We start from the raw sequence: 11,043 nt of genomic DNA, 5'->3' as shown, positions 1-11,043 counted from the left end.
CGACAGCGGAGATCGGAGCACAGGCGCTCGCCATATCCCGGATTGCGCTGCGCTCCATCCGGGCTACATGCCCTAAATCCCCAGCATCATCTTCGCGATAATATCCCGCTGTATTTCCGAGGTGCCGCCGAAGATGGTGTAGGCGCGGCCGTTGAGATATTCCGGCATCACCGTCAGCATCTCCTCAGGCGTCGCCGGCTCGTGGTTGAGCTTGTAGAGCGGGCGCATCGGCTCGACGGCGAGGGCGTCGTGGCCGATCACGTCGGCTCCCAACCGCGTCACGGCCTGGCGGATCTCGCTGTTGCGCAGCTTCAGGATCGACGACACCGCGCCGGGATTCTGGCCGGTCTGGAGTGCCGAGAGCACGCGCAGCTCCGTCATCTCGAGCGCGTCGATGTCGACCTCGACCTCGGCAATCCGCGTCGCGATGTCGGGGCTGTCGATGGCGCGGCCCGTGAGGTCGGACTCGGCAAGATCGGCAACCGCCTTCAATCCTTCGCGCAGCTTGGCCGAGGCGATGCCCGCGCCGCGCTCGAACTCGAGCAGATATTTGCCGTAGGTCCAGCCCTTGCCTTCCTCGCCGACGCGATTGGCGACGGGCACGCGCACGTCGTCGAAGAACACCTGGTTGACCTCGTGGTCGCCGCCGATGGTAAGGATGGGACGGATGGTGATGCCCGGCGTTTTCATGTCGATCAGGACGAAGCTGATGCCGTCCTGCTGCCGCGCCCCGTCGCTGGTGCGCACCAGCGCGAACATGCGGTTGGCGTGATGCGCATGCGTGGTCCAGATCTTGGTGCCGTTGATGATGTAGTCGTCGCCGTCGCGCACCGCGCGCGTCTTGAGGGACGACAGATCTGAGCCGGAGCCCGGCTCGGAATAGCCCTGGCACCAATAATCCTCGCCGGAGAGAATCCGCGGCAGGTAGAAATTCTTCTGCTCGGGGCTGCCGAAGCCGATGATGACGGGCCCGACCATCTTCACGCCCATCACGTTGACGTTGGGCACGCCGGCGCGGGCGCATTCAGTCTCGAAGATCCAGCGCTGCGCCGGCGTCCAGTCGGGGCCGCCATATTCGACCGGCCAGCCCGGCGCGCCCCAGCCTTGGGCGTGCAGCGCGCGCTGCCAGGCCATGCCGATGTCGGGATCGGAGAACACCGATGGCGTCAGCGCGGTCGCGCGCTTCATTTCCTCGGTGAGATTCTTGGCGATGAAGCCGCGCACCTCGCTCTGGAAGGCGCGCTCCTCGGCATTGAACGACAGGTCCATGATGCGCTCCTTGTTAAGCAGAGATGGCCCTGCGGCTCAGCTCGGCGTGGCGGGCATAGTGATGCGCGCTGCCGCCGAACAGCGTGTCGAACGCGACGAGGCGCTTGAAATAGGCGCCGACCTCAAGCTCCTCGGTGACGCCCATGCCGCCATGGAGCTGGATCGACTGCTCGCCGACGAAGCGCGCGCATTTGCCGATCTTCGCCTTCGCGCCCGAGGCTGCCCGGGCACGCTCGATCGGCGCGCTATCGGCCTTCAACGCCGCGCGCAGCGCCATCGAGCGGGCCTCGTCCACCTGCATCGCCATGTCGGCGAGGCGGTGGCGGATCACCTGGTTGGCGGAGAGCGGCCGGCCGAATTGTTTTCGGATCTTGGTGTAGTCGAGCGTGGTGTCGAGCAGCGTCTGCATGATGCCGACAGCTTCCGCACCGAGCGCGGCCATGGCGCGATCGATCGCCCATTCGATCGCGGGCACGGCGTCGCTGCCGTCGCCGAGCAGGGCGTCTTCCGGCAGATGCGCGTCGAACAGCTCGATGTTGCAGGCGCGTCCGCCGCCGAGACGCGGATAATCACTGATGACGAGGCCTGACGTCGTCGCCTGCACGAGGAACAGGCCGATCCGGCCCGAGGGGCCCCGATGATCGTGGATATGGGCGGAGACGATGATCTCGTCGGCGGCATGTCCGTCGAGCACGGCGATCTTGCTGCCGGAAAGGCGCCAGCCTTGTCCGGTCTTGTTGGCGCTGGTCGTGACCTTGGCAAGATCGAACCGGGCGGCGCGCTCCGAATGCGCCAGGGCAAGCTTCAGTGATCCGTCCGCCACCTTGGGCAGGCTCGCCTGCTTCTGCTCGCTGGTGCCGCATCTGGCGATCAGCGCGGCCCCGAGCACGACGGTTGCGACATAAGGCTCAGAAACCAGGCCCCGGCCGAAGGCCTCCATCAAGATGCCGATATCGACCGCGCCGCCGCCGAGCCCGCCGAACTCTTCCGGAAGCGGCAGCGCCAGCCAGCCGAGCTCGGCGAATTGCTTCCAAACGGCCGGGCTGAAGCCGAGCGGATCATTCGCGATTGTGCGGCGGTGCTCGGCATCGTAGCTCTCGGCCACGAAACGTTCCGCGCTTTCGCGCAGCAACTTTTGCTCGTCACTGAGATTGAGATCCATCGCGTCTACTCCGCGGCGGCCGGCGGCTTGCGCACGGAGGGATGCAGGCCGGATGGATCGACGATCATGCCGAACTCCTGGAGATTGTGCGCGTGGCAGAGCTGATGCAGCGCGAAGGCCTGGTCGATCGCGGCCGGCTGGCCCATGACGTCGACCGAGCGGTTGACCGCCTCCTTGGTCAGCTTCAGCGCGAAGGACGGTTTTGTCGCGATCCTTCGCGCCAGCTCCAGCACGCGCGACGACAGCTCGGCGCGCGGCACGATTTGGTTGACCATGCCGAGCTGGTGCGCCTCCTGCGCGCTCCAGCTGTCGGCGGTGAACAGGAACTCCTTGGCCTTGCGTGGCCCCAGCTCCCAGGGATGCACGAACCATTCGACGCCGCACACGCCCATGGTGACGACGGGATCGCAGAACTGCGCATCGTCGCTGGCGACGATGAGGTCGCAGGCCCAGGCCAGCATCAAGCCGCCGGCGATGCACTTGCCATGCACCTCGGCAATGGTGGGCTTTGCCAGATTGCGCCAGCGCCGGGTGATCTGGAGATAAATTTCCTGCTCGCGGGCGAACCGGCCATGGGCGTTCGGCTCGGCGAAACCGCCCCAATTTCCAATCGGCGGGAAATCGACCCCTGCGGTATTCTTGTCTCCGGGGCGCAGGTCGTGGCCGGAGGAGAAGTGCGGGCCGTTCCCGGCGAGAATGATCACCTTGACCGCATCGTCCTGCACCGCCGCGTCGAAGGCGGCGTTGAGGTCGTAGGTCATTTGCAGGTTCTGCGCGTTGCGCGCCTCGGGCCGGTTCATCACGACACGGACGATCGCCGGCTCAGGCCGTTCCACGAGGATGGTCTCGAACGAGGACATCGCGTTCCCCCTGGTGTTTCCGCTCTTGTTTTGCCGGAGTTGACTATGTCGGCCGGTGCGAGGCAAGAGGCTTGCGTCAGCCTGCTGCTTTTCTCAGGCGCGCAATCTGATAGTTTGCGCCGGATTCCACCGGGAGAAATTTAATGCGCAAGATCCTGACCGTGCTGGCCGCCCTGGCCTCGCTGAGCCTGACCAATTGCGGCTACAACGCGATCCAGAGCGAGGACGAGCAGATCAAGGGCAATTGGTCCGAGGTCGTGAACCAGTATCAGCGCCGCGCCGATCTCGTGCCCAATCTCGTCAACTCGGTGAAGGGCTTTGCCCAGCAGGAGAAGGACGTGCTGCTCGGCGTCACCAATGCACGCGCCAAGGTCGGCAGCATTCAGGCGACGCCGGAGGTGCTGAACGATCCCGCCGCGTTCCAGAAATTCCAGGCCGCGCAGAGCGAGCTCTCCAGCGCGCTGTCGCGCCTCCTGGTCGTCACCGAGAACTATCCGCAGCTGAAGTCCGATGCCCTGTTCAAGGATTTGATGTCGCAGCTCGAGGGCACCGAGAACCGCATCACGGTGGCGCGCAACCGCTACATCAAGGCGGTGCAGGATTATAACGTCACCGTCCGCTCGTTCCCGACCAATCTCACCGCGATGGCGTTCGGCTACAAGGAGAAGCCGAACTTCTCTGTCGAGAACGAGAAGGCGATCTCGACCGCGCCGAAGGTGGACTTTAACGCGGCGCCGGCGCCGTCGAAGTAAGCGCGTCGTTTCGAATGCGCGCCCCACACTCCGCTGTCATTCCCCGCGAAGGCGGGGAATCCAGTACGCCGCAGCCTCTCCGCATCCCACGGGCGTCTCTGGAATACTGGATCGCCCGGTCAAGCCGGGCGATGACAGCGAGGATTTGGTGGGCGCATCGAGCGATCGCCTCTTTTGTGTTCGCCATCGCCCTCCTCCTCACCTTTGCCTTCCCCTCCCATGCCGACGTCGCCGTCCCCCAGCTCACCGGCCGTGTCGTCGATCAGACCGGCACGCTCTCCAGCAGCGACATCGCCACGCTCACGCAAAAGCTGCGCGACTTCGAAAACCGCAAGGGCAGCCAGATCGCTGTCCTGATCGTCGCGACCACGCAGCCGGAGACGATCGAGCAATTCTCGATTCGCGTCGCGGAGGCCTGGAAGATCGGTCGCAAGAAGGTCGACGACGGCGCGATTCTCGTCGTCGCCAAGAACGACCGGCATTTGCGCATCGAGGTCGGCTACGGTCTCGAAGGCGTGCTCACCGACGTCACCTCTCGGCGCATCATCGACGAGGCGATCACCCCCAAGTTCAGGAGTGGCGATTTCGCCGCGGGCATCAGCGCAGGCGTGGACCGCATGTTGCGGGTGATCGACGGCGAGCCGCTGCCGTCACCCTCGCGCAGCGTCAACTTCGCCCACAATAGTCTGGATGATCTGGCGCCGGTGTTTGCGGTGGCGCTGTTTGCCTCGATCGGCGTCGGCGGGTTCTTCCGCGCCATCCTGGGGCGGCTGCTCGGATCATTGGTGACCGGGGGCATCATCGCAGCGGTAACCTGGCTCATTCTCGGCTCCGCGGCGCTCGCGGCGGCTGTCGGCATCCTCGGCTTCATCGTCGGATTCATCGCCGATCTGTTTTCGGCGATCACGCCGGGCACGGGCCGCTCGCGCGGCGGCTCGTGGTCGAGCGGCTCCTCCGGCGGATGGAGTAGCGGATCGTCGAGTAGCGGCGGCTTCAGCGGCGGCGGCGGCAGTTTTGGCGGCGGCGGCGCCTCGGGGAGCTGGTAGCGATCATGAGCATCAAGCGCATTGCCCGACATCTCGTGCAGCATCACTGGCGGGCGAAGCAGATCTTTCCGCAAGCGGTGCTCGACCGCATCGAGCAGGCGATCAAGCGCGGCGAAGCCACCCATTCCGGCCAGGTCCGCTTCGTCGTCGAAGGGGCGCTCGACGGCGGCCCGCTGTTCCGCAACCAGCCGGCCCGCGAGCGCGCGCTCGACGTGTTCTCGCATCTGCGTGTCTGGGACACCGCCCACAACAATGGCGTCCTGATCTATCTCCTGCTCGCGGACCGCGACGTCGAGATCATCGCCGATCGCGGCATCGACGCGAAGGTCGGCGCGGAGGGTTGGGAGACGATCTGCCGCGCGATAGAGGCCGAGTTCAGATCGGGCCGGTTCGAACGCGGCGTGATCAGTGGCATCGAGGCCGTCTCGCGCGAAATGGCAAAGCATTTTCCTAAGCAAGGGCCGCATGCGAACGAGCTGCCGGATGCTCCCGTCGTGATGTGACGGATAGTGATTTGATCGGAGCGCGCGCGGCGCGCTCCCTCATTGCGAGGAGCCCTTGCGACGAAGCAATCCAGACTGCCTCCGCGGAGTTGCGCTCGCAATGACGCCATGGGGGCCATTCCGCCCCCGTTCATCTTCCCCCGATTACGAACTGTTTCACGCCCGCCACACCGGTTCCACTTTCCCGGCCCAATTCGGCCCCGGATGAATTCCTAAAATTTCGGTAAGCGGGTCCCGAGGTAAGGATTTCGCAAGCAATGAAAGTTACCAAAAGGTCAACCGAGACTGGAGTATTTGAGCCGTGAGCGAACCAATGCCCGAGCAGGCTGCCCAGGATTCCGCTGCCATCGACGCGGCAGCGCCGCAGGCCATCGAGGCTGCCGCGGGTATCGAGGCCCCCTCGATCGCCCCCGACCACGAAGCGCCGCCCAAGCCCGATCCGGTCAAGGCGGACGCCCCGAAGATTGAGCCGCCGCGGATCGAAGTGCCGAAGTTTGAGGCCAAGACTGACGCCAAGACTGACGCCAAAGCTGAGGCCAAGCCCGAGCCGAAGCACGGCAAGCTCATCGTCATGCCGCCCGCCGACCGCGCCTGGGAGCGCGAGGAGTTCGCCCCGCATGGGAAGGCCGACGAGCCGCGCGAGTCCGGCAGCAAGCGCCGGCTGTCGGCGATGGCCGCGGTGGTGGCGATTGCCGCCAGCGTCGGCGCGATCAGCGGCGCGCTTGCGACCGCCGGCATGATGCGTTTCGCCGCACCCGCCCCGGCTCCGGTCCAGGTCGCCGATACCAGCGCGCTGGATGCGTCCGTGGCGCGGATCGACGCCGACCTCGTCGCCCTGAAGGCCAATGTCGAGCAGAGCTCGAAGACCGGCCTCACCCAGTTCAACCGGGCCAACGACCGCCTGGACAAGCTCGAAAAGGCGCAGGCCGAGCCGCTGGCCAGGATCGCAAAGCTGTCCGAGGCCGTAGACAAGCTCCGCGCCACGCCGCCCGCCGCGCCTGCGCAGGCCGCTGCAGCGGTGCCCAAGGAGACCACCGGCTCGATCGCGCCGACGCAGGTCGCGACCGCGGCGGCCGCACCGGTCCCGGCGCCCGCAGCTCCCAAGACCGAAGTTGGGCGTCTGCCGACGATCGAAGGCTGGCGGCTGCGCAGCGCCGGCAATGGCGGCGCGCTGATCGAGGGCCGCGACGGCCTCTACGAGGTCTATCCCGGCGACCCCATCCCCGGCGTCGGCCGTGTCGATGCGATCCGCCGCCAGGATGGCCGCTGGGTGGTCGTCACCTCGAGGGGGCTGATCACCGGACGCTGAGCGTTCCGATATCCGACTTTCGAAGAGGCGCTTCACTGCGATGTGAGGCGCCTTTTTGCTTGAATAGGTGTCCCTGCGCGGTGTTACCTCAGGCATGGGCCGCGCCTTGCGAATTCTCGTTGCTGCCGCCGCATTGCTGGGCGGTGTGGTTTCGCTGTTCGCAGCGGAGAATGCCGCGCTGACGCGCGGCACCGCGATTACCGATCCCGATCTCCTGCGCAAGCTCGACCAGAACAACACGCTGACGATCTCGCGTCTTTTGTCGCCGGAGCGGAATTCGGACGTCCCGCTCACGACCGAGCCGATGTTCGCCTCGCTGCCGCAGCTGAAAGACATTCTGCCCGCGATCGATGCGGAATTCGACCGCTATATCGCATGGTTCAGGGCGACCTATCCGGGCGAGACCATCGGCGTCGGCGAGGGCTTCGACGTACAATTGTTCGATCGGGCCAATCTGAAATCGCGCGAGGCGCGCTTCGTGCTGGCCGGCATCGTCAATCGCATGGATCGTGCCTATGTCTCGGAAGAGTCCTGTGGCGAGATCCGGCTGATCTATCGTCTGGCGCGCTTCGACAGCGGGCCGGATGGCGGCAAGACCGCAACGCGCCTGCCGATGACATTCAACCTCGTGATGAAGGCGCGCGATGGGCGCCAGACGGATGCGAACGGCAAGCCGATCAGCTGCGCCGAGATCGCGCGGCGCTGGCTCGACAATGGCGACTGGCAGGGCTTGATCGGCGGTCGCGCTCCGCCTGACGAAGCCATGCTCGACAGCATCGAGACCAACATCCAGGTCTCGGTCGCGCCGAAATCGGCGCTGCACGATTTCCGCTCCGACTATCTTCTCAAGGTGTTCAAGTACAATGCCGCCACCAGGACATTCGTGGAATCGACGCTGGAGAACCAGATCGACCGCGATCGCATTCTTGCTGACGATGCGCTGCGGCGCGACTTCAAGGCCTGGCTGCTCGCGCCCGAGAACTTGCGTGAATTCGATCGCGGCACGGTGTTGATCCCCGAGAAATTCCTGGCCAGGGCCGCAATTGTGCCGACCCCCGCCGGCCTCGACGCCTCGGCGTTGCAGCCGGAGTTCGGCATGATGCAGGGGGAGGGCAAAGGCGATCCCGTCTTCACCGACAATGACGTGGTCGGCGCGCTGAAGCGGGCGGCGGCACGCGGCCTCGACATGCAGAACGTCCGTTCGGTCGCAGGCTTCCAGCGCCGGCTCAACGACGTCACCTGCACCGGCTGTCACCAGACCCGTGGCATCGGCGGCTTCCATTTCCCGGGCGTCGATTGGCTTGCGGACAGACCGTCGAATGCCGCCATCGTGGCGGCCTCGCCGCACTTCTTCGGCGACCAGCTCCGCCGCCGCGACATCCTGACCGCGTTCGCGGCCGGAAAAACCCCTGATCTCTCACGCGGATTTGCCAGCCGGCCGCAGACCCGCGGCAGCAGCGAGCTGGACGGCAGCGAATATCAGGACGGCTGGGGCGCGCATTGTTCCCTGCAAGATCCGGGATCGGGAACGCCGGACAGGAGTTTTACGTCATGGAGCTGTGCTAGCGGTCTGACCTGCCAGGCCGCCGCGGCCTCGCGCCGCATCGGCATGTGCTTCATCAAGACGCGTTAGCGCGTGATCCAGGAAAAGTGTGGAGCGGTTTTCCGAAGGATCACGCGCAAGATAAAGTCTCAAGCGATTTGGATGACCCATGACGGATACCGGCAACGCCAACAAGGCGCGCAATCGCGAGATCGCGCGGAACGAGGAAGTCAAGCAGGTCACCGGCAGCGCCCGCGTCAGCATCTGGGCCGTCGCGGTGGCCGTCATCATCGGCGGAATTCTGTTCACGCTGGGCTGGCTGTCGCTGAGGTGAGCTTGCTTACCTCTCCCCGCTTGCGGGGAGAGGTCGAATTCGATCGCAGATCGAATTCGGGTGAGGGGGTACAGGTCCCTCGACGAACTCACATGTGGAGAGAAGCCCCTCACCCAACCCTCTCCCCGTAAGAACGGGGAGAGGGAGAAGAGAAGAGAGAGTCCTCACGTCGCGTAGTTCGTCATCCGTTTTCCCGGCAGCAGCTCGTAGGCCTGCTTCCAGCCCGGCAGCGCGGCCATGCGGCCGAGCCAGGCGTGGATGGCGGGATGGCTCGATGCGAAATCGAAGCCATGCTCGTCGCTGGGATAATGCAGATAGGCCATCATCGAGATGTCCGCGACCGTCGGCCTTGCGCCGATCGCGAATGCATTGTGCTGGAGATGGCCGTCGAGGATACCGAGAAAGTCTTCGAGCCGCCGGCGAAAATGCTTCAGCACCTGCGGATCGTTCTTCTCGGTGAAGGCGCGCATGAAGCGGTAGGTCGCCATGTAGCCGGTGAGCTTGTGGTTGTCCCAGAACAGCCAGCGCAGCAGCTCGAACTTCTCGTCCTCCGTCTCGGCGCCGAAACGGCCGTATTGCTCGGCCAGTTTCAGCAGCAGCGGCGCGGTCTGCGTCATCTTCACGCCGTCGATCTCGAGCACGGGAATCTCGCCCATCTCGTTGACGGCCTTGCGCCATTCCGCCGTGCGCGTGACGCCGCCGGCAAAATCGGTCCAGACCGGCTCAAACGTCTCGCCGCAGAGCGTCAGCATCAGCGCCAGCTTGTAGCTGTTGCCGGATTCGGGGAAGTAGTGCAGGCGGTAGCTGGGCATGGGACCTCGCGGCACTGTGTGTTGCCGATTGTTATAGCGAGATAGTCCGGCATCGTCATTGCGAGCGCAGCGAAGCAATCCAGAATCTTTCCGCGGAGACAGTCTGGATTGCTTCGTCGCAAGGGCTCCTCGCAATGACGGTGTTCGGAGCAACCGACTCGGCCTTACCCCACAGCCCCCGACCCCCGCAGCGCCTTGATCGCCGCCTCGTCAAATCCCGCCCCGCGCAAAATCTCGTCACTGTGCTCGCCGACGGCTGGCGGCTTGCGCGGCTGCACCTTCTTGGCGCCGTCGATCCAGATCGGGCTGTTGATGGTCAGCATGGTGTCGTTCTCGAACGGCACCAGCACCTCGTTGTCGAGCATCTGCTTGTCGTTGGGGATGTCGTCCAGGATGGCGACGACGCCGAACACGAGGCCGTTACCGTCGAGGATTCTCCGCCATTCGGCGAGATCCCTGGTGGCGAAGGTCTCGTCCAGGATCCTGATCAGCTCGACCGAGCGGGCGTGACGGTCGGCCTTGGTGGCGAAGCGGGGATCGTTGATCAGATCCTCGCGGCCCAGGCACTTGGCCAGCGTCGGAAACTGCTTCTCTTCGTTCAGCAGCGACAGGATCAGCCAGCGGCCGTCCTTGCACTGGTAATGATTGGCCACCGCGTTAAGCGCGCGCTCGCGCGGGCGCCGCTCGCCGAACTTGGCGCCGCAGAGCTTGGCCTGCGCCAGCACGCTCGCGGCCCACACCCCGTTCGCCATCAGGTTGGACGCGACATGCGAGCCCTTGCCGGTCTTCTCGCGCTGATACAGCGCGGTGACGATCGCGCCGTAGAATGCCATGGCGCAAGGGTGGTCGCCCATGCCCGCGACCGAGCGCGCCGGCGTGGTGTCGGTGTCGGCGCGGACGAGATCCATCAGGCCGGACCGCGCCCAATAGGCGTTGCTGTCGAAGCCGGGCTTGTTGGCTTCCTCGCCCTTCTCGCCATAGCCGGTGAAGGAGGCGTAGATCAGCCGGTCGTTGAGATGGGCGAGGTGGTCATAGGTGATGCCAAGCTTGGTGCGCACCGGCGGCGGCATGTTGGTGATGAAGACGTCGGCCTCCTCCACCAGTCTGTAGAGCACGGCCTGCGCTTCCGGCTTCGACAGGTCGAGCGCGATGCTCTTCTTGTTGCGCGCCTCCAAGAGCCAGGCGAAATTGTGCTCGCCTGAGGGATAGCCCGGCAGGTTCGGCAGGTTGCGATAGGGGTCGCCAGTGCCGGGCGGCTCGATCTTGATGACGTCGGCGCCGAAATCCGACAGCACGGTCGCGGCCGCGGGCGCTGCGATGAAGCTCGCGCAGTCCAGCACCTTCAGGCCTGCAAAAATGCCCTTCTCCATCGCGGCGTCGCTCCCTCGCTTCAGTCGTTTCCCGCGCGCTGGAATTGGCGCGGGCGCGTGATGAGAGCATTAGACCGATGTTT

General features: G+C 65.2%; 11 protein-coding genes. 6 read left to right on the top strand and 5 right to left on the bottom strand.

Features of this window, described 5'->3' with window-relative positions:
- Positions 1-72 precede the first annotated feature (72 nt).
- From I6F36_RS30935 to I6F36_RS30925, 3 genes are read right to left on the bottom strand one after another with little or no spacing between them, the layout of a single operon-like run.
- Positions 73-1,269, bottom strand: coding sequence for an acyl-CoA dehydrogenase family protein (locus tag I6F36_RS30935; RefSeq protein ID WP_225113907.1), 1,197 nt, complete (start codon positions 1,267-1,269; stop codon positions 73-75).
- 13 nt (positions 1,270-1,282) lie between these two features.
- Positions 1,283-2,431 carry an acyl-CoA dehydrogenase family protein gene (locus I6F36_RS30930; RefSeq protein ID WP_225113908.1) on the bottom strand — a complete coding sequence of 383 codons (1,149 nt, stop codon included), beginning with the start codon at positions 2,429-2,431 and terminating at the stop codon, positions 1,283-1,285.
- Positions 2,432-2,436: 5 nt separating this feature from the next.
- Positions 2,437-3,291, bottom strand: coding sequence for an enoyl-CoA hydratase (locus I6F36_RS30925; protein ID WP_036028670.1), 855 nt, complete (start codon positions 3,289-3,291; stop codon positions 2,437-2,439).
- Positions 3,292-3,434: 143 nt separating this feature from the next.
- On the opposite strand from I6F36_RS30925, the gene I6F36_RS30920 reads away from it, so the two are divergent.
- From I6F36_RS30920 to I6F36_RS30895, 6 genes are all read left to right on the top strand, one after another.
- The gene (locus I6F36_RS30920; protein WP_036009681.1) at positions 3,435-4,043 is read left to right on the top strand and encodes a LemA family protein; all 609 of its coding nucleotides are present in this window, start codon (positions 3,435-3,437) and stop codon (positions 4,041-4,043) included.
- A 131-nt stretch (positions 4,044-4,174) separates the two neighbouring features.
- Positions 4,175-5,089, top strand: a complete 915-nt coding sequence (locus I6F36_RS30915; RefSeq protein ID WP_036009682.1) for a YgcG family protein — start codon at positions 4,175-4,177, stop codon at positions 5,087-5,089.
- Positions 5,090-5,094: 5 nt separating this feature from the next.
- On the top strand, positions 5,095-5,592 hold the full coding sequence (locus I6F36_RS30910; protein WP_036009684.1) for a TPM domain-containing protein: 498 nt from the start codon (positions 5,095-5,097) through the stop codon (positions 5,590-5,592).
- A gap of 313 nt (positions 5,593-5,905) precedes the next feature.
- Complete coding sequence (locus I6F36_RS30905) at positions 5,906-6,901, top strand: hypothetical protein (protein ID WP_225172853.1); 996 nt, start codon at positions 5,906-5,908, stop codon at positions 6,899-6,901.
- Positions 6,902-6,995: 94 nt separating this feature from the next.
- On the top strand, positions 6,996-8,534 hold the full coding sequence (locus I6F36_RS30900; protein ID WP_225172852.1) for a hypothetical protein: 1,539 nt from the start codon (positions 6,996-6,998) through the stop codon (positions 8,532-8,534).
- Between the two features lie 79 nt (positions 8,535-8,613).
- Positions 8,614-8,778, top strand: a complete 165-nt coding sequence (locus tag I6F36_RS30895) for a hypothetical protein (RefSeq protein WP_167361650.1) — start codon at positions 8,614-8,616, stop codon at positions 8,776-8,778.
- A gap of 164 nt (positions 8,779-8,942) precedes the next feature.
- On the opposite strand, the gene I6F36_RS30890 is transcribed toward I6F36_RS30895, so the two are convergent.
- Together I6F36_RS30890 and I6F36_RS30885 are read right to left on the bottom strand one after the other, a co-directional pair.
- Positions 8,943-9,590, bottom strand: coding sequence for a glutathione S-transferase family protein (locus tag I6F36_RS30890; protein ID WP_036009689.1), 648 nt, complete (start codon positions 9,588-9,590; stop codon positions 8,943-8,945).
- A gap of 164 nt (positions 9,591-9,754) precedes the next feature.
- Positions 9,755-10,960 (bottom strand): CaiB/BaiF CoA-transferase family protein, encoded by a 1,206-nt coding sequence (locus tag I6F36_RS30885; RefSeq protein ID WP_036028662.1) that lies wholly within the window; start codon positions 10,958-10,960, stop codon positions 9,755-9,757.
- Positions 10,961-11,043 lie beyond the last annotated feature (83 nt).

Source organism: Bradyrhizobium sp. BRP19 (genome assembly GCF_020194195.1).
GTDB lineage: Bacteria > Pseudomonadota > Alphaproteobacteria > Rhizobiales > Xanthobacteraceae > Bradyrhizobium > Bradyrhizobium yuanmingense.
This window is presented reverse-complemented; position numbering and strand designations above follow the sequence as displayed.

What these genes read in the sequence shown, in the direction of transcription:
- I6F36_RS30925 (WP_036028670.1), bottom strand. Translation starts at nt 3,291, where the DNA reads ATGTCCTCGTTCGAGACCATCCTCGTGGAACGGCCTGAGCCGGCGATC.
- I6F36_RS30900 (WP_225172852.1), top strand. Translation starts at nt 6,996, where the DNA reads ATGGGCCGCGCCTTGCGAATTCTCGTTGCTGCCGCCGCATTGCTGGGC.
- I6F36_RS30910 (WP_036009684.1), top strand. Translation starts at nt 5,095, where the DNA reads ATGAGCATCAAGCGCATTGCCCGACATCTCGTGCAGCATCACTGGCGG.
- I6F36_RS30915 (WP_036009682.1), top strand. Translation starts at nt 4,175, where the DNA reads ATGACAGCGAGGATTTGGTGGGCGCATCGAGCGATCGCCTCTTTTGTG.
- I6F36_RS30905 (WP_225172853.1), top strand. Translation starts at nt 5,906, where the DNA reads ATGCCCGAGCAGGCTGCCCAGGATTCCGCTGCCATCGACGCGGCAGCG.
- I6F36_RS30930 (WP_225113908.1), bottom strand. Translation starts at nt 2,431, where the DNA reads ATGGATCTCAATCTCAGTGACGAGCAAAAGTTGCTGCGCGAAAGCGCG.
- I6F36_RS30885 (WP_036028662.1), bottom strand. Translation starts at nt 10,960, where the DNA reads ATGGAGAAGGGCATTTTTGCAGGCCTGAAGGTGCTGGACTGCGCGAGC.
- I6F36_RS30890 (WP_036009689.1), bottom strand. Translation starts at nt 9,590, where the DNA reads ATGCCCAGCTACCGCCTGCACTACTTCCCCGAATCCGGCAACAGCTAC.
- I6F36_RS30935 (WP_225113907.1), bottom strand. Translation starts at nt 1,269, where the DNA reads ATGGACCTGTCGTTCAATGCCGAGGAGCGCGCCTTCCAGAGCGAGGTG.
- I6F36_RS30920 (WP_036009681.1), top strand. Translation starts at nt 3,435, where the DNA reads ATGCGCAAGATCCTGACCGTGCTGGCCGCCCTGGCCTCGCTGAGCCTG.
- I6F36_RS30895 (WP_167361650.1), top strand. Translation starts at nt 8,614, where the DNA reads ATGACGGATACCGGCAACGCCAACAAGGCGCGCAATCGCGAGATCGCG.